Genomic DNA, 26,800 nt, shown 5'->3' on the forward strand with positions numbered 1-26,800 from the left:
GGAGGGGAAGACGATGGAATTTTCCGCGGAAGACGTCGCGGCCTGGATGTTCGGCGAGCTCCGAAATGCCGGAGTGCTGTACCAGGCCGCGGCGATCGAGCATATTAAAGCCCATTTCGGGGAGCGGTTCGTCTACGTCAACGAGAACGGAAACGCTTCGATCGACAAGGAGGTCAAGAAGGTGTTCAAGAAGCTTCACGGCGGCAAGGCCGCATGGGATAGGGATGCGTTCTACTGGGGCTGGACTTCGGCGATCAAAGCTTGAGTCAGGCGAGCTTCTTGACGATTAATACCGGCGTGGAAGTTTCGATCCGGTCGTACAGCCAGCGGACTTCCTTGTTATGCATGCGGATGCAGCCGGCGGATACGTATTTGCCGATCGATTTCTCGTCGTTGTTGCCGTGAATTCCGTAAGCGTACGAGGTTTTGCCGTTAATGGTGACCTTCAGGCCGAGCCATCGGTCTCCAAGCGGGTTTTTGGGATCGCCTCCTTTAATATTCTCTTTGTAATAGGGACGGTTTTTGATTTTCTCGCGAATCGTGAACAAGCCTTCCGGCGTATAGGAAGGCTTCTTTCCCGTTGCGACGGAAAACGACTTGACCAGCTTGCCCTTCTCGAAGAAATGCAGTTTGTTCGTCGATTTGTCGATGAGGATGAATTGTTCGTATTTCGCGTATTTCTTCGCCAGTTGTACTGATTGCGCCTGGGCCGAAGCGACGGCCGGAACGAGCAGCAGGACGGACAGGAACAGCAGGACGCGCCACCACAAAGCAGTCTTCATGCGTATCGGCCTCCCGAGATGATCTGTCTACTCTATATATGCGGCAGCTCGGGAAAAATGGTTTTTTTCTCGGTTTTTAGGGCGTGTGTGCAACCTCCGAGGACAGCAGATATTGCCGAATTTTCGTTCCATGCAAGGAACTTTTGTGAAGGCGTACCGGAGGTGCGTCAAGCAAAAGTGACGAAGCAGGGGAGGTGATAGATGCCTCTGGGCGGGTTTGCATACACGCCCTAGGCGGGAATAGGACAATTTGCGGGGGCATACACATGGACTGTCGAGAGGAGGACGGCAGATGGCGTGCACGAATTTTGGAACGGCTAACGCTTATAACGTATTTCTGCTGGGAGATCACACGCAGAGGAATTCGCAGGCGGGAGGGCTTGTCGCCGTTGGAGGCAACGCCACCTACACGGATTATTCGGTCAGCGCCGGGCTTCCGGTATCGCCGACGTTGTCGGGGCTTGTCGTGGCCGGCAATGTCAATATCGTAAGGGGAACGAACACGGGCAATACGGTCATCGGTTTCTCTTCGGTCGTAACGGCTTATTCCATGAACAATCTGAACGGTGTCGGTGGTCAGCCGCTGCGGGACAATCCGCTGGACTTTGCAGCGATCGGAACGACGCTGCAATGCTCGTCCCAGGCATGGGCGACGCTGCCCGCGAACGGCACGGTGACCAATGACTTCGGGACGCTCCAATTCAGGGGCAGCGATCCGACGCTGAACGTATTCACCTTCGACGGCAGCAACGTGGCCGGGAGCGGCGTATCGTTGGCCAGCGCCAACGGGATCAACTTTGCGATTCCCGCCGGATCGTTCGTTCTCGCCAACATTTTGGGGAACAACGTCGGGTTCGGAAGCTATAGCATTACGTTCAGCAGCGATCCGGGACCGTCTCCGGGAAGCCGGATTCTGTGGAACGTTCCGCAAGCGACTGCGTTTTTCCACCGCAGCCTGAATATCGTCGGGTCGGTGCTGGCTCCGTTCGCTGCGATTACGGCTAACGGGTCGGGCCAGATCAACGGCCAGTTGATCGCTTTCTCATATGACGGCAACACGAACAGCTTTCAGGAAGTATTCGTTCCGTACGGGGGCTGTCTGCCGGAAGTGTGCAATGCGGCCAATCTGACGATTACGAAGACGGTTAACGGCGCAAGCACCTTCACCGGAGTGCCGGGGACGCCGATTACGTTCATCGTGACGGTGACGAATTCCGGAGGAGCGGCGTTGACGAACGTCGTCATTAACGACGAGCAGCTCGGAATCATGCAGACGGTGCCGACGATCGAACCGGGGCAGCAATATTCCTTCACCGTCGATTCCGTCGTGCGGGACGGCAAAGCGGGCACGAGCTACTCCAACGCGTCGACGGCCTCCAGCGACCAGACCGCAGTCGAAGAAGCTTCGAGCACGGTCGTGATCGGAGCGCTGCCGTTTAATGTAAGCCTGGTCAAGACGCCGGACAAAATGTCCGCGACGACCGGCGAAGAAGTCACTTATACGTTCACGCTCATTAACAACGGCAACACCGATCTGCAGGACGCCGTTCTGACCGACCCGGTCCTGGGCATACAAGTGCCGCTCGGCACGGTGTTCGACGGCGAGCTGTATACGGCGACGTTCCGTATTCCGAGGGAAGCCGCTCCGGGAACGGAGTTTACCAATGTCGCCCGGCTGGAAGCGGCCAACATTCCCGCTCCGGGGTTCGTCACCGCCACGGCGGTCGTATCCGTAGAGGCCGCTCCGGGAGTCACGCTGACCAAATCCGCAGAACCTGAGGAAGTGTTTCCCGGCGATACGATTCGCTATTCGATCGGCGTGACGAACGATTCGGCGCTTAGCTCCCGGATCGACTTGAGGGTGAGCGACGAGGTTCTCGGTCTGGATAAGACGATCGCGGTGCTTCCGCCAAGCTCGTTCGTCTCCTACAATCCCGAAGTCACCGTTCCTGCGAACGCTGCCGCCGGCTCGAAGATCGTCAACACGGCCGTCCTGTTCGGGGGCAACGGCACGCAGGAGGCGACGGCCGAAGTTATCGTCGCCGCTCGGCCGGGACTGCTTCTGCTGAAGGATTCCGACCGCGATTTCGCCAATCCGGGCGATATCGTCCAATACATTTTGACGCTGATCAACACGGGGAACACGATTCTCTCCGGCTTGCAGCTTACCGATTCTTTAACGGGATTGAACGAGACGGTGCCTCCGATCGCCATCGGCGGCCGTACGCAGATTGCGACTTCGTACACGATACCCGCGAGCACGCCGGGAGGAACGCAGATCGTAAATACCGTCGTCGCCCAAGGCGGAGGAATCGGACCGCAGATGGCTTCCTCCGTATTGATCGTCAGCCAGGTCCCGCTGCCGCCCATTCCGCCGGAGCCGCCCATTCCGCCGGAGCCGCCCATTCCGCCAGAACCGCCCATTCCGCCGGCCGTTCAACCCCGGCTCGAAGTGACGGGAACCGCCGACCGGCCGATCGTGTTCCCTGAGGAGTCGGTTTTGTTTACCGGCTTTGTCACGAATCCGACGGGCATCACGGTGAGGAACATCGTTCTGGAATCGCCGCTGTTTCAGTATATCGGTCTGGGAGAGCAGCTGCTTCCGGGCCAGACGATGGAGCTGCAGGCATCGTTTCCGGTTGCTCCACAGACGCCGCCGGGTACGATTATTACCGCTTCGCTCAGCGCGACCAGCGCGCGCACGTTCCCGGCGGAAGCCAGCGTCTCCGTCGTCGTCGGCGCGCTGCCCCGGGCGGAGATCGATCTGACCGTGGATAAGCCGGAAGTGCTGCAGAATGAAGTCGTCACTTTCCAGGGAATTGCAGCCAATACGGGCAACGTCGTTCTGACGAACGTGCGGATTTTCGACGCTCTCAGACTGCGCGACGTGACGGTGCAGAGGTTTCTCGTCGGCGCCACATTGACCGGCAGGGCGAGGCTGACGGTGCACAACCCGCCTGGCAGCATCGTGGAAGACACGGTCATCTTGACCGCGAATGAGCTGGCTTCTCCGTTGTCCGACACGGTTGCGCTTACGGTGTACGGGCTGCTTCTCCACTTGTCGGCGGTTCCGCTTGTCGTAGCGGTAGGCGACGAAGTCGCCGTTGCCTTAACCGTGTCCAATCCTTCCCCGTCTCTCGCGACGGAGATTCGGGTCGGGCAACTGGTTCCCGCCGGCACTGCGTCCGTTGCCGACAGCTTGCGCGTGAACGGCGAGCCGCGGCAGGAGGACCCGGCAGCGGGCGTTGGGCTGGGAAGCCTGGCAACCGGGCAATCGGCCGTCATCACCTATAAACTCACGGTAACGACGGAGCCGCAGGGCGGATCGTTCGACATTCAGGCGGCGGCCGCCTTTTTCTTCCCGGCGACGGCACGCCGGCTTCGCGGAGAATCCCGCTCCAACGCGGTGAAGATTGTCGTGGAGGAAGGGGAGGAATAAGCCGCTTCGGATGTTCTTGACGCATTCTCCGGCATTCGGCTCAGCGGGTGCGAAGCTCGAATATTTCGCAAGCCGCGCGGTCGTGGTAGGCGAGATCGCCGACGCCGGTCTGAATGACGACGGTGCGGGAGTCGAACCGGACGATGACGCCGCCGGAGTCGATAATATGATCGTCCTTGAACACCCGGATGCGGGCCTGTCTCTCCAACGCCTCTTGATAATCTTGATCGGTAATCAAACGAATGTTTAAGGCCACGAGGGACACCTCCTTCCCGAACATCGCGAAGGGGTCGTCCCTATCGCGATGTTCGTGGAATCTATTATACCTCGTATAGGGACTTGGCTACAGGTATCGGGTCTTTGTGGCGGAGATAACGTCCGATATTCTCTTCTCCAGAGCGTAAATCTTGTTCTGCTGGGAGACGATCGTCTTGACGCCCGCGACGAGCGAGGCCAGCGCTTGGCGGGCGCTGCCGGCGTCGTTCTTCTTCAGGGCGTACTTGAAGTTGGCCCATACGGGAGACAGGCCGCTGCGAGTCGAACTTAGACCGCTGCGCAGCGCCTTGATCTGAACCTTAAGCGGATCGATGGCCGCGAGGGAGTCGCGCGCGGCTTTGATTTTGGCGGATGCGGCGGTCTTGGCCGCCTTGTGCGCGGCGTCCTTCTTCTTGATGTCCTCCCGGGCGAGCTGAACGGACAGCTTCATCGCCTGGGCCTGGATGCCGAGGACGCTGCTTAACGTTTTGTTCTTCAAGGATTTGGCCAGCGCAACCTGCTTGTTGAGCGCCGTATAGCCGTCGAATAGCGGCTTGTATCGGGTCTTTGCCTGCTGGACCTCGGCGGCCAGCCGGCCTACTCGGGCGGCGTCGATGTCGCGGATCTGCTTGCGGAGAAGAATGGCGGCCTCCTCGTTGCGGTACTGCAGCGCCTTGATATTGGCTGCCGCGTCTTTATCCGCTTGGAGCTGGGAGCCAAACTCCGCGTATAGCTCCCTCAGCGCGGCTCCGGTCTTGGTGTCCGCGGCGACCGCGGTCTTGTCGAGGGAGGCTTTAAGAGACGACGTCAGTTCGATGGCTGCGGCGGAGGCGCTGAAGGGCAGGGCGACGATCGAGAAAACCAGGAAAGCAATGCATGTGACGCGGCGAAGCGAGCTTGTTGACGGCATGAAAGGTTCCTCCTTGGAATTAAAAAATAGACGCAAAAAGCACCCGCAAGAAGGCTGAACTCAGCCTTGCTTACGGGTGCTTCCGTCGTAAGTGGGGAAAAATATCGTATTGTTCGTCCAATATACCGGACTCCGGCAGGAGTGTCAAGCGCTCCTAAGCGGCCTAATAACGGGCTTTTTCACTCGTTCCGCGCAGCGGTCACCAAGCGTCCGGATCAAAGCCGTCTTCCGGTTCCGCGTGCACCGCCAAGAGCACAACCGCCGTTTCGTCGCCGACATTCGTCACGCGATGGGGCGTGCAGGCCTGCCAACCGAAAGAGTCTCCTTCCTCCAGCATGGCGGAATCTTCTCCTTGTTCGACCAGCACGCGCCCTTTGACGACCAGATGAACCTCTTCTCCCTGATGGGCATGGGGGACTTCGCCGGTCGAAGCGCCTGGAGGAATTTCGACGAGTCTGAGCTTCAGACCTCTCGCAGCGCAGAGGTGCTCCACCTTCAAGTTGTGGCTGCCGCTTGTCGTCGTCTTGCGTTCGTCCTTGCGAACAACGCTCATGCGCTCCTCCTTCTTCATCAGCAGATAAGTCAGAGGAACGCCGAGCGCGTTCGCGATATGGTCGAGAGTGGCGATGGAAGGAGAGGTTTTGTTGGTCTCGACTTGGCTCATAAAGCCTTGGGACAGGCCGGTTTCGGCGCATAGTCGGGCGATCGTGATTTGCTTGCGCTTGCGGATCGTTCGGATCGTGGTGCCAATTGACATTCCAGCCGGATCGATTAAAAATGAACTATAAAAAGGGAGAGTGAACGCGATGATGCCTGCTTATTTTGTTGCCCACGGAGCTCCTTCTCTTGTTTTGGAGGAGCATGATTATACCGATTTTCTGAAAAGTTTCCCGCGAACCCAGCCTAAGCCGAAGGCGATCGTGCTCTTTTCCGCCCATTGGGAGAGCCGGACGCAGACGATCAGCGCGGTTCCGGACGTCTACGAGACGATCTACGATTTCGGAGGCTTTCAGGACGAGCTGTACCGAATCACCTATCCCGCCCGGGGAGATGCCGGATTAAGCGAAGAGATCGGCAAGCTGCTCAAGGAGCGCGGAATCGAAAGCGCCGTCGACGTGGAAAGGGGACTGGACCACGGGGCATGGGCGGTCCTGAAGCTGATGTACCCCGATGCGGACATTCCCGTCGTGGCGCTGTCGGTTAACCGGCTGCTGTCGAACGAGGAGCAGTACCGGATCGGCCAAGCGCTGGCGGAGCTGAGGGAGAAGGACGTGATGATCGTCGGCAGCGGAGGCACCGTCCACAATTTGCGCAGAATCGATTGGAGAGCCGGGGAGCCGGCAGGCTGGGCGACGGAATTCGACGGCTGGCTGGAGGAGAAGCTGCTCGCATGGGATACGGAGTCGCTCTTCCAGTATCGGGCCGTCGCACCCTATGCGGTCGAAGCGGTGCCGACGACCGAGCATTTCATCCCGCTCCTGCTCGCCATGGGCTCCGGAGACCGAACCCGGAACGCCAGCTTGTTGCATCGCAGTTACCAATATGGCACTCTTAGCTTAAGCTGTTGGAAGTTCGAATAAACGCGGCAAGCGAAAGAGGAAGAAAGGGTGTAACGGAGCATGGATTTGATGCTGTCGGGGAAGTCGGTGTTCGTGGCGGCGGCGAGCAAAGGTTTGGGCAAAGCCGTGGCGCTGCAATACGCGAAGGAAGGCGCCAAGGTGACGATCGCGAGCCGGAGCCTGGAACGATTGGTCGAAGCGCGCAACGATATCCGGGAACAGACCGGGGTGGAGGTATCCATGATCGAGATGGACGCGTCCAAGGGCGAGGATATTAGCCACGCGATTCGCACCGCGGCCGCTGCGGCGGACGGCCTGGACGTGCTCGTCACGAACGCGGGCGGTCCGCGAGGAGGCTTCTTCGCGGACATGGAGGACGCCGATTGGGCGCAGGGCTTCGAGCTGAGCCTGCTGAGCACGATCCGCATGATTCGTGAGGCGCTGCCGTTCATGAAGTCGGCGGGCGGGGGACGGATCGTCAATCTGACGTCCATCTCCATCAAGCAGCCTATCGACGGCTTGATTCTGTCGAACGTGTTCCGCGCGGGCGTCAACGCTCTGACGAAGAGCTTGGCGACGGAGCTGGCGAAGGACGGCATTCTGGTCAACACCGTCGCTCCTGGCCGGATCGGCACCGACCGGATCGCCGAGCTCGACGCCAAGAAGGCGGCAAGTCAGGGGCGGACGGTCGAGGAGATTGCGGCAGAGGCCGCCAAGTCGATTCCGCTCGGCCGAACCGGGACTCCGGAAGAGTTCGCGCGGCATGCCGTTTTTTACGGCTCGTTCGCCAACACCTACGTCACCGGACAAGCTTTGCTCGTCGACGGCGGCATGGTCAGGGGACTGTAAGTCTGAATCAGAACAAGGCGGGCTGCTCCGCGATACATTCCTCGGTGTCGTTCTTCACGTTGCCGACAATCGGTGAAACCGGGTAAGCGCGCATCTTGTCCGCCGGATACGGCCGCAGCAGAGACAGGAGCGCGTTCACGTTGCCGTTGCCGCGGTCCAGCCAGAACGCTTCGTCCTCGGGATTCAAGATGACCGGCATTCGATCGTGAATGTCGGCCATCAGGCTGTTCGGGGCGGTCGTAATGATCGTGCAAGTGCTGATCTTGCGCCCGTCCGGAGCCTGCCACGTATCGTACAATCCCGCCATCGAGAACAGAGCGCCGTCCTTCATCGTAATGCGCATCGGCTGCTTGCGGCTGCCGTCGTTTCTCCACTCGTAGAAGCCGTCTGCCGGAATGATCGCCCTTTTTCTCCCCACGAGCGTCTTGAACGAAGCCTTCTCCAGCAGCGTCTCCGCCCTCGCGTTAATCATCTTGCTGCCGATCTTGTCGTCCGAAGCCCACGAAGGGACGAGACCCCAACGAAGCTCCCCGAGCCTGTTCTTCATGCCGTCGTGAATGACCGCCCACACGTCCTGCGCAGGAGCTACGTTATAGCGGGGCATATGGTATCTGGCCATCGGCTGCTCGATCAAATACCGCCGGATCAACTCGTCCATCGTAACCAAGATCGTAAATCGTCCGCACATCTCCGATCCCTCCTTGCAGCTAATCCTACCATAGAACGAATGTTGTTCATAAGATGCGTTTTGGCGAGGTGCGGGCTTGGGAGCGACAGACGTTCGGGTCCGCTTGCAGGAGACGATTCTTCACGCTATAATACTGTTTGAATGTTCATTCAATGGAGGCGTGCGAAAATGACGGATGCGGACAAGAGAGACAGAATCATTGCGGCCGCTTACCAGGTATTGTCCGAGAAAGGCTACGATAAAGCTTCGACCAAGGAGATCGCGTCTACGGCAGGCGTGGCGCAAGGTCTCATCAACTACTATTTTCCGAGCAAGGACTTGCTCTTCTCCGAAGTGTTCCGCCGGGAGACGCGGAAGTATTGCGATGCGTTCCTGCCGTTGATGCCCGCCGATCCGCCGTCGCCGTTGACGCGCGAATCGATTGGAGAGCTGCTCGAAATTCCGAAGAGCCGGGCGACGATGGAACCGGATTGGTTTCGGCTTCGCTACGAGCTGTTCGCCATCGGCCTGCGCAACGAGAACGCCGCGGACACGCTCAAGGAGACGTTGGAAATCAAGCGCCAGAGCATCGCCGACACCATTGAAAAGCTCAGCGGGTTCCCACGGGAACAGTCGGTGACGGTCGCTTCCGTGCTGTATGCCATGATTGAGGGATTGGGGCTGCAGAAAGTCGCGGACCCCGATTTCAAGTACGACGAAGCTTACGGACTGATGGCCGACATGCTGAGCGCGTACTATAACTCTTTAGTTATGAAGGATAGGCCGTAAAGCGGCCTATTCTTTTGAACTAACTTGTTTGCTTATTCAAACAAAATAGATAAGAAAGCGGTGGAGAGAGATGCACGGTTGGCTGGGGAGCTGGGGAAAAGCGCTGCACAGTATGAGATGGTGGGTTGTGACGGCGTGGATCGTATGCGCGCTGCTCGGAGGCATCGCGTTCGGCAAGCTGATGCCTCTGCTGAGCGGCGGAGGATGGGAGGTTCCGGGTTCGCATTCGTACGAGGCCGGCAAGCTGCTCTCCTCGCAATTCGAGGGCCGCTCGGAGAGCGCGCTGACGCTGGTGCTGAAAGATCCGAATCACGCGGTCGGAACTGCGGAATACAACGACAAGCTGCAACGGATCGTCGACGGATTGCTGAAGGAAGAAGGCGTGTCCGGAGTATTCAGCATCCTGAATGCGTCCGAGGGGATCGGGGCAGGATTGACGGGCAAGGACCCGTATCTGAGCATCGCTTTCGTGAACATGGATTTGCCGCTCGATTTTGCCATCAACCGGATTCCTGAGTATCAGAGGCATGTCGGCGAGCAGGCGGAAGCTCTCGGAGCGGAGGCCTATTTGGTCGGTTCCTCCGCGTTCTGGGGAGAAAGCAGCGTAGAAAGCCAGAAAGGGCTCGTGCAGGCGGAGATGATCGTCTTCCCGCTCATCATCCTGATTTTGCTGCTCGTCTTCCGCTCTGTTATGGCGACGATCACTCCGCTGATTGTGACGATCGCCTCGGTGCTCTCGGCGATGGGGATCGTCTATCTGGTCGCACGCGAAACGGAGCTGTCGGTGTTCGTCACCAATTCCGCGATGATGCTCGGCCTTGGCGTCGGCATCGACTATTCGCTGTTCATCGTCAGCCGCTTCAAAGCCGAGCTGGCGGGCGGAAGCGACAGCCGAACCGCCTTGTCGACAACGCTGCGCACGGCCGGACATACGGTGTTCTTCTCGGCGATTACGGTCATCGCCGCGCTGTCGGCGCTGTTCACGGTGCCGCTGTCGGCCATCCGGTCGATCGCTTTCGGCGGCATCGTCGTCGTGTTCGTCGCCGGGCTGGCCAGCTTGACGCTGCTGCCCGCCGTGCTTGCCATTCTCGGGGCGAGAATCAACAAAGGCATCATTCCGTTCCTGCGGCCCAAGGCAAGCGCGCGCGAAAGCGTATGGCGCAGATGGACGAAAGGGATCATGCGGCGTCCGGCGCTGTTCCTCGTTCTGACGTTGGCCGGCCTCGGCGTCCTGGCTTCCCCGGCGCTCGATATGAAGCTCGGCTCGCCGGACGTCCGCATTTTATCGGCGGACACCGCCGTTCGCCAAGGCTTCGAGCTGCTGGAACAGTCGTTCGGGGAGGGGGCTTCCAATCAGATCGGCATCGTGCTGCGTTCCGATCGGGGCGATCTGAGTTCTCCGGAATCGCTCGCCAAGCTCGTCGATCTTCAGAGCGAATTGGCGGCGGAGAAATACGTTACCGGCGTCTCCGCCGTCACTTCTTTCTTTCCGGGCATCGAACCGGCCGTTATGTCCGGTTTGCTGAACGGGGGAGCGCTGCCCGACGACCTCGCCTTCATGGCGAACAGGTACATGAGCGCGGACCGTCATACCGCGGTGCTGGAAGTCGGAATCGAGGGGAGCGGTTCGAGCGACGAAAGCAAGGAGGTCGTCAGACGGCTCCGCGACGTCGTGCTTCCCGGCTTCGAATTGCCGGCCGGAGCGTCCTTCCACATCGGCGGAGAAACAATGAACGGCATGGATACGTCCAAGGCGATCAACGATAGCCTCGTTCCGGCTCTGGGAGTCATGCTCGTGCTGATCTTCCTGATCTTGATCGGAACTTTCCGCAGCTTGCTGCTGCCGCTCAAGGCGATCGTCCTCAATCTGTTCTCGGTTGCCGCGACCTACGGCGTTCTCGTGTTCGTGTTCGCGCTGGGCTACGGGGCGGAGCTGTTCAACGCGGAATCGAGCGGGTACATCGTTCACTTCGTACCGCTGCTGCTGCTCGCCTTGCTGTTCGGGCTGAGCACCGACTACGAGGTGTTCCTGGTCAGCCGGATCAAGGAGGAATACGATCGAACCGGCGCTCACGAAGAGAGCGTCGCCGAAGGGATGGAGAAGACCGGCCCGCTCATTACCGGGGCCGCCGTGCTGATGGTCGCCGTCTTCGCGGGCTTCGCGTTCTCGGGCGTGCTGCCGATCCAGATGCTCGGCTTCGGCATGGCTGTGGCCATCGTCCTCGACGCCACGGTCGTCCGCATGCTGCTCGTGCCCGTCTCGATGAAGCTGCTGGGCCGGGCAAGCTGGTGGCTTCCGGGCATTCGCCGCAAGCCGGGAGACATCGGAACGTCCGCCGGCGGAACGGATAAGCCGGTTCCCGCGACGAACGAATGATGCGGTTTTGCGGAGAAGCTTGCCCTCCCGGCTGGCGGGGCATGAACGCCGTAAAGGAAGGCCGTCTCCATGTGGCGGACAGTTCGTGGAACTACGACGACCCGATCACGCGCGACAGACTGCTGCCCGCGCTGCCGGGTATTATGCGAATCCATTCTTCACGCAGGGACGAACGTTCCGTAACTGCCTGACGGAATTGCAAAAGCGATCGCAAATAAGTCTATGGACCTAATTTCTGAGGAAATTTTTGTCCAATTATGTTACAATATCCGAAATTGCGTTTTCATTTGCGCGCGGGAAGCATCCCGGCGCGGATGAGTTGACCGCCGGGGGATCGTCATGCCAGAGAAAGCGTTGCCGTCCATTCAGACTTACGAGGCCAGGGACGGAAGATCGTTATGTTATCGCCATTACGAGGCGCAATCGGACAGAGTCGTCATCCTGCTTCACGGCATTTCGGAGGATGGGCAGTATTTGCACCCGTTGGCCGATTTTATATCGGGAAAAGGGTTGGCGCAAGTCGTCGTGCCGGATTTAAGAGGATACGGATACCATCCGGTACGCAGGGGAGACGTGGAGTACGTCGGGCAGCACGATCATGATCTGGAGGATCTGGTTCGTTGGCTGAGAAGCCGGTCGGCTTCGCCGCTCGAGATCATTATGGCGGGCCATTCGGGAGGAGGCGGCAACGTCATCCGTCTGGCCCGGCATCGGCTCTCCGGGGAGATCGGCGGTTATCTGCTGCTTGCTCCCGCCGTGCATCCCGATGCTCCGATTAACCACAAGAAGGAACCGTGGAGCGACACGCAGGTGAATAAATTCCGCCTGAAGGTTCTGTCCGTGCTTAACGCGATCGGGCTGCGCTTCTGGAATGGCTGCACAGTGCTTCGCAGCGACAAGCCGACCGAGCGTCGGCACGGCCGCGAGACGCTCGAGCTCAGTTACAGATTGCTAAGATCGAGAACGCCGAAGGCCAAGTATCGCCAATGCTTGCAGGCGATGACACAGCCGACGCTCGTGTTGGTCGGAGAGAAGGACGAGGTGTTCCTGCCGGGACAGTACGCTCCAATGTTCGCGGAATGCGGCAAAGCGAAAGTCTCGCTCATCCAGGACAGCGATCATGACGGCATTTTGTCGGACAAGGCAGCTCTGAGAGAAGTGGAAAGCTGGCTTAAAGCGCTAGGGCGTGTCTGAATACTCCGAGTATGCATGCACGCCCTAGTAGAGCGCCCCCGAAGTAACGTAACCAAGATGTTGAAGAATCTAGGCTGACTCAGTCTTGCTGAGTCGGGTTGGAGCGACGAAAGGGCCGGTAGAGTAGCTGCAACCGTGCTGAGTCGGGTTGGAGCGGCGAATGAACTGGTAGAGTAGCTGCAACCGCGCTGAGTCGGGTTGGAGCATCGAATGGGACGTCAGAGTAGCTGCAACCGCGCTGAGTCGGGTTGGAGCGACAAAAGGGCCGGTAGAGTAGCTGCAACCGTGCTGAGTCGGGTTGGAGCGGCGAATGAGCTGGTAGAGTAGCTGCAACCGTGCTGAGTCGGGTTGGAGCATCGAATGGGACGTCAGAGTAGCTGCAGCCGCGCTGAGTCGGGTTGGAGCGGCGAAGGGGACGTCAGCGTAGCTGCAACCGCGCTGAGTCGGGTTGGAGCATCGAATGGAACGTCTGAGTCGCTGCAACCGTGCTGAGTCGGGTTGGAGCGGCGAAAGGGCCGGTAGAGTAGCTGCAACCGTGCTGAGTCGGGTTGGAGCGGCGAAAGGGCCGGTAGAGTAGCTGCAACCGTGCTGAGTCGGGTTGGAGCATCGAATGGGACGTCAGAGTAGCTGCAACCGCGCTGAGTCGGGTTGGAGCGACGAAAGGGCCGGTAGAGTAGCTGCAACCGTGCTGAGTCGGGTTGGAGCATCGAATGGGACGTCAGAGTAGCTGTAACCGCGCTGAGTCGGGTTGGAGAGTAAGATTGCATCGGCTTCGAGCGCAATCGCATTTTACTTCTGGAATGCTCTACTAGGGGAATGAGAGGGAAACGGGATGCCAAGAAAGAACGAAGAGAAAACAACGAAGGCGCCGGCCAAAAAGCCGGCCTCTTCCGGTTCATCGTCCTCTGCCGTAAGCGACGCCCTTCTGGAAATGCAGCAGACAGGGGGCAACCAGCAAGCGCTGAGCATGCTTAGCACGGTGCCGGCCACGGCGACGCCTTCCGCGAATACGTTCAGCGTCAGCTCGGAAGGCTTTCAGTATCAGCTGCCTCAAGCGCCGCTGATTCAGGAGTTCAATCGCGACCTGCTGTCCGGTTACTCGCATGCGCCCAGCGCGAGCGATCGTGAGCGGTTTCCTCATCTGAACCAGGAGGAGTCGGGAAGGCGTTCGGCAGAGCTGCGCGATCCTTCCGATCGGGCCGCTCTGGTGAAGGAAGCGAGGAACCAGGGCCGCGCGCACAGTTACGTTCGGCTTGACGCCGCCTCTCCCACGGTACCGGGGAGGAAGCACAGACTGGGCAGAATGCAGGGCAAAAGCCAGCGCGGGCAAGAGAAGGAGCAGCATTTCTACGACAACGGGGGCAAGTTCACTCCCTATCCGCGAGAGGCCGATCATCTTCAGAGCATGACGTCCTCAAGCACAAGCAGACAGGACGTATGGAAAGCGCTCGATGCCGTTAATCGCGGTGAACAGGTGCCGGAAGGCTTCGAGGGCCATGAGCGGGAGCTGATGTCAGTTCCGACCATTACCAATCTCTCCGAAGTGCAGCGTTCTCCGCTTATGGGAGCGGCCAGCAATATGGAAATCGCCAATCAAGCCCATACGTCAGGAACGCCTAGGCCGTTCGAGGAAGCCTTCGGGAACTCGGAGGAGCGGGAGGTCAAGAAGAAACGCAAGAGGAAAACGGAGGACGACGGTTCGGATTCCGAGGATTCGAAGACGAAAGCGTTCAACTTCCCCGGATCGATCAGCTCGACGGGAGCGGGAGCCGTTCATCAGTTCCAGGCGGTGGAGGACTCCATCATGAGGGGGGAGATGTCCGACGAATCGGTCAGCAAACGGGTCAAGAGAGCTCCCGAGGCCGGTACGGTCAAGGAAGCGCGCGACTTCGCGGTCAAGAAGAAGAAGGCGCTGTTAAATACGTTTCAAGACCGTCTGCAGATGACGGACATCTCCTACGCTCAGAGCGAGCCGACCGGCGAGGATCGCGAGCAGGCAACGCTGATGCGGCTGAGATCCGGCTTGCGCCGCAATGCGCTGCCGCAGATGGGGCTGCTGCGAGGCGGGCTCCGCACGCTGGAGAAGTCGTCTGCAAGCTCGTGCTCCTCGTCTTCGGAGGAGAAGACGCCTCTCGAGGCGTTCGATCCCGGAGAAGAGGTCGAATTCGAGGACGAGGAGTTTCTGCCCCCGGAGAACGAGTTGGAGGAAGATTCCGAAGACGAGAGCGAGCCGGTGGACGAAGAGGAAGAAATGGACGAAGAGGAGATTGAAGAGAAGAAATAGCCCCAATAACGTTCCGCCCTCGTACGCTTGCCGTGCGGGGGCGTTTTTTTCGTGATCTATAAAGCAAGGGGGGGCTTGGCCATTGTATATATGGAGCAGGCGGGAAAGCTGCTGAAAAGCGGATCGGTGCGCGTTCAGGACGCGGCGGCATGCGGGAGGGCTAGGGCGTGTAAGCAAACCCGCTCAGGGGCATCTATCACCGCCTTTTCGCCCCCTGCTTCGTCACTTTTGCTTGACGTACCCCCGGTACGCCTTCACAAAAGTTCCTTGCATGGAACGAAAATTCGGTAATATCTGCTGTCCTCGGAGTATGCATACACGCCCTAGGCGGCGATCTTCTACTTTCGCGCTCCGGCCGAGCTCCGTGTTCGGGAAGCCGGTTCATCTGTGCTATACTGGAGCCAATATTCGGAGAACCTGCGGCTGCCCAGGACAGAGGAGAGAACCGGCATGAGAATCCGCGTTTTGGCGGCGGACGACGACCCGTCGATTCGGGAACTGCTGAGGCTGACGTTAAGCAAGGAAGGCTACGTCGTGCTGGAAGCGGAGGACGGAGAGAAGGCATCGCGGATCTGCGAGACGGAGCAGGTTCATCTGGCGATCGTCGACGTGATGATGCCGGGCAAGGACGGGCTGGAGCTGTGCCGCGAGATTCGGGAGCATTACGATATTCCCGTTATTCTCCTGACGGCCAAAGACCAGTTGGAGGACAAGGAACAGGGGTATCTGGCGGGAACGGACGATTATGTAGCAAAGCCGTTCGAGCCGAAGGAGCTGCTGTTCCGGATCAAGGCGCTGCTGCGCAGATACCGCCTCGTCTCGTCGGAGACGATCCGGCTCGGCAGCGTCGACATCGACCGGAAGGGCTACGAGATTCGGATCGAAGGCGAGCCCGTCACGATCCCGCTGCGGGAATTCGAGCTGCTGGCGCAGCTCGCCAGTCAGCCCGGCCGCATCTATACCCGGGAGCAGCTGATTCGCCTCATCTGGGGAGCGGACTACGAAGGGGATGCCAGGACGGTGGACGTCCATGTGAAAAGATTAAGGGAACGATTCTCGGACCGGCAAGAGGATTTCGTCATCTCGACGATCCGGGGACTCGGCTATAAGCTCGAGGTGAAGGACGAGTGAGAACGTTATATGTGCGGATCGTGGCAACGTTCGTCGGCATCGCCTTCGTCAGCGGCATCGTCGGGCTGGCGCTGACAGGAGTTTATTACCAGGAGCGGATGAAGTCGGAGAGCGAGACGAAAGCCTGGGAGATGGCGCAGAGCATCCGGGAGCTATACGAGCAAGGGATGCAGTCGAGCCTGGACCAATACTTGGCGGCGGTCGCGAAGCTCGGCTTCCAGATTTACGCCGTCGACGAGCGCTTGGAAGGAAAGACGTTCGGGCGGGCTTTCAAGCATGGCACGCTCGACGACTCCGCGATCCGTCTCGTTCTGGACGGCGGCGTCTTTCACGGGATGGAGGAAGAGAACGGGAGGGTAAGGCTGTTCGCCCTGTTCGAGAACAGCGTGCGCAATACGGTCGGCATTCCGGTCCGAACGCCGGAGGGCGGCTATGCCGTATTCGTCCGCCCCGATCTGGAGGCGCAGATCGGAGAAGTGCGGATCGTCTCGGCCGTTCTGATCGGGTTGACCTTCCTCGCGAGTCTTGTCCTGATCGCGGTCTTGAGCCGCTACATCGTCAAGCCGCTCAACGTGCTTAAAGAAGCGACCAGGCGTATCGCCAGAGGCGACTTCAACGTCGAACTGGAGAAGTCCCGCAGCCGCAAGGACGAAATCGGGGATCTGGCCGAGCACTTCGCCCTGATGGCCGATTCGATCGGTCGGCTCGACCGGATGCGCCGGGATTTCGTGGCGAACGTATCGCACGAATTCCAGACGCCGCTTACGTCGATGCAGGGATTGGCCAAGGCGATGCGCGACCAGCAGACGACGCCGGAACAGACCGAGCAATATTTGGGAATCATCGAGCGGGAGAGCCGGCGGCTGTCTTCCCTTAGCCGCCAATTGCTGAAGCTGGCCTCGCTTGACCGGGACGATGTGCGGCTCCAGAAGGAGAGCTTCCGCTTGGACGAGCAGATCCGCGAAGCGCTGATTACGCTTGAATGGCAGTGGTCGGAAAAGGAGTTGAATCTGGAGCTTGAGCTTCCGGAGACTTTCGTAACCGCGGACGCTCACCTGCTGCACGAGGTATGGATGAACCTGCTCTCCAACGGCATCCGCTTCTGCGAGCCGGGAGACACGATAGCGGTCTCCATCCGGGAGGAACGGGGCAATCAAGTCGCGGTGGAAATCCGCGACACCGGCTGCGGAATTCCCGAAGAGGATCTTCCCTTGATCTTCGACCGGTTCCATAAGGCGGACAAATCCCGCAGCCGTTCCTCGGAGAACGGCGGAAGCGGGCTGGGCTTGTCCATCGCGGGGAAGATCGTCGCGCTTCATGGCGGGACGATCGCCGTCGAGAGCGAGCTCGGGCGCGGAACGACGTTTACCGTGCGCCTGCCGCAATTGTAATGCCCCGTTCACCGTCCGTTCATCTTCCGATTCGATAATCGGGGAGAACAACGGATGGGAGGATGGAGAGATGAATGTGCACGGATGGAACAAATGGTTTGTCTTATTCGGCAGCCGCCGCGGAGCGATAACGACGCTCTCCGCGTGGCTGCTTTTACTTGTCGCGCTTGCCGTTGCCTCGCCCGGAGCGAAGCAATACGCCGTCAGCGCCGGGGAAGGCGGCGCTGACGGCGCCAATCCGGCCGCCGTCGCCCAGCGCGTGCTCGAAGAGCGCTTCCCGCAAAGCGAAGGCTTGGCGGCTCTGCTCGTGTTTCACGGCGACGGAGCTCTGGACGGGGAGAAGCTGGGAATAATCGCGGAGTTCAGCAGATGGCTCGAATCGGAGGGCAAATCTTTGAGGGTCAAGAGCTCGATTCCGTACTATGCGCTTCCAGAGCAGGAACGAAGTCGCTTGGTATCGCAAGACGGTACGACGCTGCTGCTGAGCGCCGAACTGCAACCGGATCTGGATTCCGACCGTACGCTGGAGGCGATGGAGGCAATCCGGGACTATTGGGAGCGGCACGGGGCGGAAGGAGTCCGGCTGGAGACGACCGGTCCCGCCGCAATCTCCGCGGACACGCTGACGCTGTTCCGCAATGCGGATTTCGTGCTCATGATCGCGACGGTCGCGCTCATTCTCGTCCTGCTCGTGACGATCTACCGGTCTCCGCTGCTGGCGGTCATTCCGCTCGCGATCGCGGGCATCGTCTACTCGGTCGTGGACAAGCTGCTCGGAGTGGCGGGCCGAGCCGGTTGGTTCGTCATCGACAAGCAGTCTCTGTCGATCATGATGATCTTGCTGTTCGCCGTCGTTACGGATTATTGCTTGTTTGTCTTCTCCCGCTATCGGGAACGGCTGGCCGCGGGCGGTTCGAAATACGAAGCGATGGGAGAAGCGATGGCGCGCGTCGCGGAACCGATCCTGTTCAGCGGCGGAACGATTCTCGCGTCCATGCTGGCGCTGTTCGCGGCGATCTTCCAGCCGTATCGCGGCTTCGCTCCGATATTCGCGATCGCCGTGGCGGTCATTCTGCTGGCGGGATTAACGCTGATACCGGCCGTCTTCGCGATCGCCGGCCGCAAAGCATTCTGGCCGTTCGTCCCGAAGACGGCTCCGGGCGGGAAAGGTGCGAGTATCGGCGCTGAGCGGGCGAACGCCAAGAGAAGAATACCGCTGTGGGAGCGGACGGGCCGCTTCGTGACGAGGAAGCCGAAGACGATCGCGGCGACGCTGTTCGCGCTGCTGGCCTTGGCCTCGTTGAACATCGGGTCGCTGCAATACTCTTTTAACCTGATGAAGTCGTTTCCCGCGGATACGCCTTCCCGCGTCGGCTTCGAACTGCTGGAGTCGCGGTTCCCGCCGGGAGAGCTTGCCCCGGTATCGCTCATACTGGAAGGCGGAGAGAGCTTGGCGGGAGATGCCGAGGTTGAATCCAAACTTGCGGCGTTCGCGGAAGAACTGCAAAAGGGAGGCGGAGCGGTCGGGATTTCGGCGGGCGAATGGTCGGAGGATAAAGGAGCGGTTCGGTTGCGGGCCGTTATGAACTCGAACCCGTACGAAGCGGAAGCGTTGAACCGGATAGATCGCTGGCGGGAGGAAGGCCCAAGGCTGCTCGAGCGGAGCGGATTCGATTCGAAGAGCGTCAAGCTCCATATTGCCGGACAGACGGCGGAGCAGGCGGACGTTCGGACCATGAACGAACGGGATACGATCGTGCTGTTCGCGTCCGTCTCCCTGTTGATCGGGCTCATGCTGACCGTGCAGACGCGTTCCTGGAAAATGTCGCTCCTCATGCTGACAACGATCGTGCTGTCATTCGCGGCGACGCTCGGCCTGACCTGGACCGTCTTCCACGGCTTGCTCGGCTACGAGACGTTCAGCTACCGCATGCCGGTATACACGTTCGTGTTCATGGTCGCGCTGGGCGTCGACTACAACATCATGCTCGTGTCCCGAATCCGGGAGGAGGCCGAGCATTACCCATGGAAAGAAGCGGTAAGCCGGGGCGTCGCCTTCACGGGAGGAGTCATCTCGTCCGCGGGTCTGATTCTGGCGGCCACGTTCGGCGTTCTGATCACCCAACCGATGCAGGAGCTGTACCTGTTCGGATTCGCGATGACCGTCGGCATTCTGATCGATACGTTCCTCGTGAGGGGAATGCTGCTTCCTTCGATATTGACGGTCGTTTTCAGGAATGGGAAGAAGTCGTCGGCTTCCTCGCCAAATCGAAGTGATAAGCCGATCCCCATGGCGAATAAATAATATAGTAGCATCACCGTAAGCGCTCTGGCTCCGGTTGGTTGTCTGCATCAAGAAGACGGAAGCACGCGGAAGGAAGTGGACATCGATGATCGTCGCAGCGGTATTGGTGGGGCTTGTCGCTTTGGCGCACGTGATTTTGCTGCTGACGGAAACGCTGCTGTGGACGTCTCCGGGCAATCGCCAATCCCGGGGAATGACGTCCGGCTTCGCGCGGGATTCCAAGCCGCTTGCCGCGAGCAGCGGCCTGCACAACGGGTTTCTCGCCGCGGGGCTCGTCTGGGGACTGGTTTATCCTTCGGCTTCGGTCGGCTACCAGATTCAAACCTTTTTTCTCGTATGCGCTTTAATCGCCGCGATCTACGGAATATGGAACGGAAGGAGATCGTTCGACTACATCCGGGGCGCCGCGGCCGCGGCCGCTTGGATCGCCGTGCTCTCGGTGTGGTGACGGTACGCGCCCGATAGGGATTTGCATGGGAAGCTTGCCTTCGGGCGGGCTCTTTTTTTCGTTTCGAAGATTGGATAAGGATTCGAATATTGTACAGTAGAAGCGCGCCGGGAAGTGTGGGATGCTTGAAATCAAGCGGAAAAAACGATCCTACTACGGGAGTGATTCGGGTGCGGGTGCTGCAAGCCTACAAGTCGAAAAAGTATTTGTTGCGCATTCTCGTTTCCGTTACCCTGCTCATTGTCGCCATTCTCGTCTTCGCCGCGTCCGCGCTGCAATTCAACGCGGAGCGAAGCGCGGTGCGCATGCAGCAGGAAGCCGACCGCAAGGTCATGAACCAAATTCAGTTCAACGTATCCTACATGACCGACGTGTTGAAAAATCTGGCTCTGTCGCTCTATCTCGATCCGAATATCGCGCCGCTGTTCACCTTGCGGGACCCCGGCGAGATGGCGACGATTCGCTCGATGAACACGTTGAAGCAAGCGTACTTGTCGTCGTCGTTCCTGCATTCCATCGCCGTATACAACGGGTTCGAGGATCTTCTGTACCCGGTGGGCGAGCTCGCTCTGAACAGGCCCGATTACGAGAACGCCGAACGGCTGGCGGAGCTGCTCAAGAAGCCGGAGAAGCTTCCCCGCATGCAGCTCGTTCCGATGAGGTTCGGCGACGGCGGGCAAACGGTCGACTTCTTCTCGCTCATCGTCTACCAGAACTTCAATCCGACCGCGGGGCGCGGCGAAAGCGCCCTGATCGTCAACATCAAGCCGGAGTGGCTGTACGACAACCTGCGGGCGATGAACGGCTTCACCGCGCCCGAACGATCGGGCATTTTCCTCCTCGACGAAGAGGGAAGCGTCATTGTCGCCGATAACGCGGCTCTCGTTCCCGACGGGGAGGAGCTAAGGAAGCAGCTCGCCGTCGAAGCGCGGGAGGCGGAGTCCTTCGGTTCCTTCTCCGGCAAGCTGGGAGGCAAGGAAAAGCTTCTTGTCACCTACTTGGGGATGAAGGATACGGGATGGACCATCGTCGGCGTCCAGCCGTACTCCGCGGTCGTAGGCGGAATAGGGGAGATGAGAAGCACGTCCATTGCCGTATCGTCGGCGTTCGTGCTTATCGGGGTCATGCTGGCCTTCCTGATGTCGCACAAGCTGTACAGGCCCGTCCAGAGGCTGCTTAACCAGCTCGGAATCGGGCCTGAGAGCGGCGCGGAAGCCGGGGGCAAAGGCCGCGACGAGCTGACGGCGGTAGCCGGCGTATACAGCGCGATGATGCAGAAGCTGCATCGCACCTCGAACGAGCGGGATCAGCAGAGGCTCGTCGTTCGCAATTACTATTTGCGTACGCTGATCGGCAACAGCAAGGCGCTCGGCTCGGCCGAGCTGGCCGAGAAAGTCGAACAGACCGGCCTGCGAATCGACGCGAACGGGCCGTACCGGCTCGTGATCGCCAAGGTGGACGATTGCTCTGGATTTTTGCGCTTAACGTCGGCCGAAGAACGGTCGCTGTACGGCTTCGCGGTGGAGAACATCGCGGAAGAGATCATCGGGCAGAGCCGGTTTCGCTGCGAGATCGCCGACATGCGCAGCGACCATTGGGCGATGCTGATCAGCCCGATCGGGGCGGCCGCTCCGGAAGAAGAGGAGCTGCTGCGGCTGCTGAGACTCGTTCAAGAGACCGTCTACGGATACTACAAGCTGTCTCTAACAATGACGGTCAGCGGCACCTGCATGAAGCACGATCGCATTTCCGAGCTGTACGCGGAGACGCTGCACGCTTCTTCGCATAAGCTGCTGTTCGGTCACCGCGCCATCATCACGCCGGAGATGATCGCCCGCCGCGTTCGCGACGACGAAGATTACGTCTTTCCCGAAGAAGCGGAGAAGAAGCTTGCGGAGAGCATTCGCGTCAATCACCTTGCCGGTATGGAGAACGCGGTGTCGGAGATTTTGCGGGAGCTGTCCGCGTATCATTACGATCGAATCGTCCACGGACTGCTCCATATCGTCGATCTGATCAAGTCGGTCGTCCGGGATCTGAACCGCAATCGCGTCGTTCCGCTTCGAATCGATCTCGGATCGCTCAGCCGCAAGGTGCTGGAGAAGGAGACGATGGCCGAGATCGAGGAACTGATCGTCGGCGTATGCCGGGACATCCACGGGCAGGCCGGCCGCCAGGACAACGAGAAGAACGCGGCGCTGGTCGACGCGATCAAGGAAATTATCGAGTTGAATTACAAGGACCGCAATTTGAACCTGCAAGGAATCGCCGCCATGCTCCACATGACGCCCGCCTACGTCGGAAGGATTTTCAAGACGAGCGAGCAGTCGTCGGTAGCGGAATATTTGAATGACGTGCGGCTGAAGCACGCGCAGCAGTATCTGGAGACGAGAAGCTTCAGCATCAAGGAGATCATGGAAGCGGTCGGCTACGTCAACGAGAGCACGTTCTTCAAGCTGTTCAAGAAGTCGTTCGGCGTGACGCCCAAGGAATACCGGCTGAAGCGGGCGCTGGGCTAGAAGAAAACCGACTTGCATGACCATAGTGCCGGCCTGAAAAGGAGCTTCGCCGCACGGACGCGATGTCCGCAGGCGAAGCTCCTCATTGTCTTATCGCTATCTTAACCCTTTCTCCTTCAGGAAGGCGTCCCATTGCGCGGCAACTTCCTGCTCGTATTTCTCGAGACCCGAAGCCTTCATCTTGTTGAGATACTCCGGAACGATCTTATCCGGATCGACGGCGCCGGTCTCGAGCGCGGTGGCGTATTCGTTGCGCACGGCGTTCAGGTTGGCCCCTTCGGCTTTGACGTTCTCCTCGCTGAAGCCGAAACCGTTGCTGACGGGAACGACTGCGTTGTCGTTCAATTGGATCGTCTTCTCCCATGTATCGGGAGCCATGCCCGGCTTCAGGTAGGCGTTGAACTGGTTGCCGAATACCCAGTCTCCGTTCGGAGCGTAGCCGGAATCCGCAATCGGTTCGATGAATTGGTCGTCGACCTTGTTGTAGTGCTTGCCCTCGATTCCGTTGCAGATCAGATTGTACAGATAACGATCCGTATTGAGCAGATTCAGGAACATGAGCGCTCTTTCCGGATTTTTGGAGCTCTTGTTAATGACGTGCATCGCGCTGGCGATGCCGGTAAAGTAGCTGTCGGAGATTGGCGCGTAGACGACATCGTTGCCGCCGTTGATCGCTTTCTCCCCGATCTCGCCGCCCGGCTTGGAGGTGAACTCCAGCGACACGGCCACTGTGCCCTTGCCCTTAAGGTCGTTAATGTTTTGCAGCACGGGAGCGTCTTTGTTGATGTAACCGGCTTTATACCAGGCGTGCATCGTCCGGTAAAAGTCCTGCTTCTTGTTCAGCGATTCTTCGGCCAAGATCAGCGAATAGGTCGGATCGTCCTTCTTGTAGCCGACAGCAGCTCCGTCCGGAGACACCGCGTCCGGATCGACGTACAGGCCGTTGGAGTTCTGGGCCAGGCCGAGCGGAACGATTCCTTTCTCATTTTCCTTCAGCGTTTTCAAGAATGGCTCGAGATCCTTGTAGCTCTGAATCGCGCTTAAGTCCAGGTTGTACTTGTCGACGAATCGCTTCTGAATGATCAGGCTCTTCTGCTTGGCCGCGATCTGATAGATCGGGAAGCCGTATACTTTGCCGTCGGCCGCCTTCATGTCCGGCCAGAATTTGTCCGGAATGTTGGCGCGGGCTTCAGGCGCGTATTGATTGATCATGTCGTCCGTCAATTCCAGGTAGGCGCCTTTGTCGATGTACGGCTGGTAGTTGCCCAGCCATCCTTTCGAACTCCAGCCGATGTCGAAGTCTTCCCCCGCCGCCAGCATCGCGTTCAGCTTCGGCTCGTATTCGTCGAAGGTAAGCGGCTTCAATTCGACGGTGGCGTTGATCTTTTCTTTAAGATATTTGTTGATCTCGTCGTTGACGAGCTTCTGATCGGGGCCCGGGTTGGCCGCGACCGGATAGATGAAGGTGAGCTTGACCTCGGGAAGTCCCGGATCCTCGGAGCTGGCGGACGGAGCCGGATCCGCGCTCGCCGGCGCGCTGGAGCCCGCCGCTTGCGAGGGACTGGAGACGGGGGCGTTATTGCCGTTGCTGCAGGCTGCGATAACGGCGAAGACGAGCAGAAGCATGCCAAGCTGAACGATCGTCTTATTCTTTGTTTTGTTCACTTCCGAACCCTCCATTTTAGGTGCGTATTGAAAAGAATACTGCATGCGACCGTACCGATCCTGCCGCGGAGACGGACTCACCTCCTTCAAGGCGCGATTGCGGGGCGATGCGGCGCGTTATCTCAGCCTTTCAAGGAGCCTACCGTGATGCCTTTGACGAAGTATTTCTGGAAGAACGGGAAGACGAGCAGCATCGGGCCGCTGGCCACGATGGCCATGGCCATGCGCACCGTGAGCGTCGGAAATTGCGCGAACCGCAGCTTGTCGGACACTTCCGCCATCGGCGAGTTGGCCAGAAATTCCGCTTGCGACAAAATGCGGACGAGCAGCAGTTGCAGCGGAATGTACTTGTCGTTGTCGATGAACAGCAGGGCGTTGAACCATTCGTTCCAGTAGCCGAAGGCGATGAACAGTCCCAGCGTCGCCAGCACGGGCGTCGACAGCGGCAGGATGATGCGGAAGAAGATACGGAATTCCCGCGCTCCGTCGATTTTGGCCGACTCGATGATCTCCATCGAGATTTTGTCCAGGAATCCTTTCATGATCATGATGTTGAACGGATTCATCACGGCCGGAATAATGAGCGCCGCCAGCGAGTTTTTCAGATGCAGGTACTGGGTCATCAGAATATAGAATGGGATAAGCCCTCCGTTGAACAGCATCGTGAAGAACACGTAGAACGTCACCGGACGGTTGTAGCGGAAGTCCCGGCGCGAGATCGGATAGGCCATCAGCGCGGTCATGAACAAGGAGACGGCCGTGCCTACTACCGTAATCAGAATCGTGACCCCGTATCCCTTGATCAGCGGGTCGGGCTTCTCGAATACGATGCGATAGGCTTCGAGACTCCATTCCTTCGGGATGAACTGGTAGCCGTATTCGTACAGACTTTCTTCCGAAGAGACGGAGATCGCGATGACCAGGAGAAAAGGAACGGCGATCAAAAAGCAGACGACGACGAAAAACGCGTTGATGAGTACTTGAACGTTTTTGGAACTCACAGTGGATTCGCCTCCGATTCAGAACAATGCGCTGTCCCGGTCGACCTTGCGCACGATATAGTTCGCGGTTACGACGGTGACAAGCCCGACGACCGATTGCAGGAAACCGACGGCGGCCCCGGAGTTGACGTCTCCCAGCTTGGTCAGCGCGCGGTACACGTAGGTATCGATAATGTCGGTCGTCGGAAAGTTGGGCCCTACGTTGTTCGGAATGAAGTAGTGCAGCCCGAAGTCCCCCCGGAAAATGTTGCCCAGCCCCAGAATGAACAGGATGATGATGAGCGGCTTCAGCAGCGGGAGCGTAATGCGCAGCATCATCTGCACGCGGTTCGCTCCGTCCAGCTTGGCGGCCTCGTAGTAGTCGGAGCTGATCCCCGTAATGCCGGCGTAGTAGACGAGCGTGGAGAAGCCGACGCCCTTCCACAGAGCCACGAGCGGCAAGATGAACAGCCACGGCTTCGTCTCCAAGTACCAGTTATGGGGCTCCAATCCGAAATAGCCGAGCACCTCGTTTAAATATCCGTTCTCGAAATCGAGGAAGGCGTTGCCGATATAGCCGACGAGCACCATCGACAGGAAGAAAGGAAGGAACATCGTCGTCTGGTAGATTTTCATCAGTTTGCCCGTCAGCTCGTTCAGCAGCAGGGCGAACAGGAGCGCCACGAGCGTGCCGGTAATAATGTAGGTGAAGTTGTACAAGAGCGTGTTGCGGATGATTCGGAAGGCGTCCTGAGCTTTGAACAGAAATTCGAAGTTGCGAAATCCGACCCATGCGCTGCCGAACAAGCCTTGATCGTATCGGAAGTTTTTGAAGGCGAGAATGAGTCCGACCATGGGCAAGTAGGCGATGACGAATTTGAACAATATTCCCGGCAGCGACAGAATGACCAGCTCTTTGTTTTTGCGGAACAGTCGGAATTCGTTGCGGATCCATTGGCTGACGCTTCTGCGGCCGCGGACGGGAGCGGCCTTCGGAACGGCGCGCGGGGCGGCGGGTTTGGCTTCGGCCATTGTGCGATTCCTCCTCTCTTCGGTATGCCCCCATCATGCCACGCTTCGGAAACGGAATATACGATTCAATCTTCGAAAAACTGTCCCGAACGACTGTAAAAAATGCGAATTCATGCGAATAACGAGACTGTGCAGGGTAGAGTGCGGTCAACAAAAAGAGGGGGCTGTCCCGTAAGCAAGGGCGTACAAGATTATCGATGCAAAAAAAGGCTGGGCATCTATCT

The 26,800-nt window shown here is 59.0% G+C and carries 22 protein-coding genes; 14 read left to right on the top strand and 8 right to left on the bottom strand.

What is annotated here, in order from left to right; all coding sequences use genetic code 11:
* The first annotated feature begins 13 nt into the window (after positions 1–13).
* Positions 14–265, top strand: a complete 252-nt coding sequence (locus tag B0G52_RS08545) for a DUF6953 family protein (RefSeq protein WP_094043128.1) — start codon at positions 14–16, stop codon at positions 263–265.
* Between the two features lies 1 nt (position 266).
* Here B0G52_RS08545 and B0G52_RS08550 read toward each other — a convergent pair whose 3' ends face one another.
* Positions 267–782, bottom strand: coding sequence for a L,D-transpeptidase (locus B0G52_RS08550; RefSeq protein WP_094043130.1), 516 nt, complete (start codon positions 780–782; stop codon positions 267–269).
* Between the two features lie 292 nt (positions 783–1,074).
* On the opposite strand from B0G52_RS08550, the gene B0G52_RS08555 reads away from it, so the two are divergent.
* The gene (locus tag B0G52_RS08555; RefSeq protein ID WP_094043132.1) at positions 1,075–4,221 is read left to right on the top strand and encodes a choice-of-anchor A family protein; all 3,147 of its coding nucleotides are present in this window, start codon (positions 1,075–1,077) and stop codon (positions 4,219–4,221) included.
* A 40-nt stretch (positions 4,222–4,261) separates the two neighbouring features.
* Here the strand turns inward: B0G52_RS08555 and B0G52_RS08560 are convergent, their stop codons facing one another.
* From B0G52_RS08560 to B0G52_RS08570, 3 genes are all read right to left on the bottom strand, one after another.
* A complete protein-coding gene (locus B0G52_RS08560; protein WP_094043134.1) occupies positions 4,262–4,477 on the bottom strand; it encodes a hypothetical protein in 216 nt (71 codons plus the stop codon).
* Between the two features lie 87 nt (positions 4,478–4,564).
* Entirely contained in the window at positions 4,565–5,386 is an 822-nt protein-coding gene (locus tag B0G52_RS08565) for a hypothetical protein (protein ID WP_094043136.1), read from the bottom strand.
* A 199-nt stretch (positions 5,387–5,585) separates the two neighbouring features.
* Positions 5,586–6,143 carry a helix-turn-helix domain-containing protein gene (locus B0G52_RS08570; protein ID WP_094043137.1) on the bottom strand — a complete coding sequence of 186 codons (558 nt, stop codon included), beginning with the start codon at positions 6,141–6,143 and terminating at the stop codon, positions 5,586–5,588.
* 49 nt (positions 6,144–6,192) lie between these two features.
* Here B0G52_RS08570 and B0G52_RS08575 point away from each other — a divergent pair, with 49 nt between their 5' ends.
* Positions 6,193–6,966, top strand: a complete 774-nt coding sequence (locus tag B0G52_RS08575; RefSeq protein ID WP_094043139.1) for a DODA-type extradiol aromatic ring-opening family dioxygenase — start codon at positions 6,193–6,195, stop codon at positions 6,964–6,966.
* A 39-nt stretch (positions 6,967–7,005) separates the two neighbouring features.
* Entirely contained in the window at positions 7,006–7,794 is a 789-nt protein-coding gene (locus B0G52_RS08580; protein ID WP_094043141.1) for an SDR family oxidoreductase, read from the top strand.
* Positions 7,795–7,801: 7 nt separating this feature from the next.
* On the opposite strand, the gene B0G52_RS08585 is transcribed toward B0G52_RS08580, so the two are convergent.
* Positions 7,802–8,482 (bottom strand): SOS response-associated peptidase, encoded by a 681-nt coding sequence (locus tag B0G52_RS08585; protein WP_094043143.1) that lies wholly within the window; start codon positions 8,480–8,482, stop codon positions 7,802–7,804.
* Between the two features lie 168 nt (positions 8,483–8,650).
* On the opposite strand from B0G52_RS08585, the gene B0G52_RS08590 reads away from it, so the two are divergent.
* The 10 genes from B0G52_RS08590 (at position 8,651) to B0G52_RS08630 (ending at position 22,899) form a co-directional block, all read left to right on the top strand.
* Complete coding sequence (locus B0G52_RS08590) at positions 8,651–9,250, top strand: TetR/AcrR family transcriptional regulator (RefSeq protein WP_158223635.1); 600 nt, start codon at positions 8,651–8,653, stop codon at positions 9,248–9,250.
* 70 nt (positions 9,251–9,320) lie between these two features.
* Positions 9,321–11,627: an MMPL family transporter gene (locus tag B0G52_RS08595; RefSeq protein ID WP_094043147.1), complete on the top strand. Its 2,307-nt coding sequence runs from the start codon at positions 9,321–9,323 to the stop codon at positions 11,625–11,627.
* A gap of 41 nt (positions 11,628–11,668) precedes the next feature.
* The gene (locus tag B0G52_RS35545) at positions 11,669–11,818 is read left to right on the top strand and encodes a hypothetical protein (RefSeq protein ID WP_158223636.1); all 150 of its coding nucleotides are present in this window, start codon (positions 11,669–11,671) and stop codon (positions 11,816–11,818) included.
* A gap of 148 nt (positions 11,819–11,966) precedes the next feature.
* On the top strand, positions 11,967–12,821 hold the full coding sequence (locus tag B0G52_RS08600) for an alpha/beta hydrolase (protein ID WP_094043149.1): 855 nt from the start codon (positions 11,967–11,969) through the stop codon (positions 12,819–12,821).
* 832 nt (positions 12,822–13,653) lie between these two features.
* Positions 13,654–15,105 (top strand): hypothetical protein, encoded by a 1,452-nt coding sequence (locus B0G52_RS08605; RefSeq protein ID WP_094043151.1) that lies wholly within the window; start codon positions 13,654–13,656, stop codon positions 15,103–15,105.
* Between the two features lie 450 nt (positions 15,106–15,555).
* A complete protein-coding gene (locus tag B0G52_RS08610; RefSeq protein ID WP_094043153.1) occupies positions 15,556–16,236 on the top strand; it encodes a response regulator transcription factor in 681 nt (226 codons plus the stop codon).
* Positions 16,233–17,627, top strand: coding sequence for a sensor histidine kinase (locus tag B0G52_RS08615; protein WP_094043155.1), 1,395 nt, complete (start codon positions 16,233–16,235; stop codon positions 17,625–17,627). The genes B0G52_RS08610 and B0G52_RS08615 overlap by 4 nt, the downstream gene beginning before the upstream one ends.
* A gap of 70 nt (positions 17,628–17,697) precedes the next feature.
* Positions 17,698–19,932 (top strand): MMPL family transporter, encoded by a 2,235-nt coding sequence (locus B0G52_RS08620; protein ID WP_094043157.1) that lies wholly within the window; start codon positions 17,698–17,700, stop codon positions 19,930–19,932.
* An 85-nt stretch (positions 19,933–20,017) separates the two neighbouring features.
* Positions 20,018–20,380 (top strand): DUF1304 domain-containing protein, encoded by a 363-nt coding sequence (locus B0G52_RS08625; protein ID WP_094043159.1) that lies wholly within the window; start codon positions 20,018–20,020, stop codon positions 20,378–20,380.
* 125 nt (positions 20,381–20,505) lie between these two features.
* A complete protein-coding gene (locus B0G52_RS08630) occupies positions 20,506–22,899 on the top strand; it encodes a helix-turn-helix domain-containing protein (protein ID WP_143762540.1) in 2,394 nt (797 codons plus the stop codon).
* 96 nt (positions 22,900–22,995) lie between these two features.
* On the opposite strand, the gene B0G52_RS08635 is transcribed toward B0G52_RS08630, so the two are convergent.
* From B0G52_RS08635 to B0G52_RS08645, 3 genes are all read right to left on the bottom strand, one after another.
* Positions 22,996–24,564 (bottom strand): ABC transporter substrate-binding protein, encoded by a 1,569-nt coding sequence (locus B0G52_RS08635; protein ID WP_158223637.1) that lies wholly within the window; start codon positions 24,562–24,564, stop codon positions 22,996–22,998.
* A gap of 122 nt (positions 24,565–24,686) precedes the next feature.
* Entirely contained in the window at positions 24,687–25,565 is an 879-nt protein-coding gene (locus B0G52_RS08640; RefSeq protein ID WP_094043165.1) for a carbohydrate ABC transporter permease, read from the bottom strand.
* Between the two features lie 18 nt (positions 25,566–25,583).
* Positions 25,584–26,576, bottom strand: a complete 993-nt coding sequence (locus B0G52_RS08645) for an ABC transporter permease subunit (RefSeq protein WP_094043167.1) — start codon at positions 26,574–26,576, stop codon at positions 25,584–25,586.
* Positions 26,577–26,800 lie beyond the last annotated feature (224 nt).

This window comes from Cohnella sp. SGD-V74, from assembly GCF_003001675.1.
Classification (GTDB): Bacteria; Bacillota; Bacilli; order Paenibacillales; family Paenibacillaceae; genus Cohnella.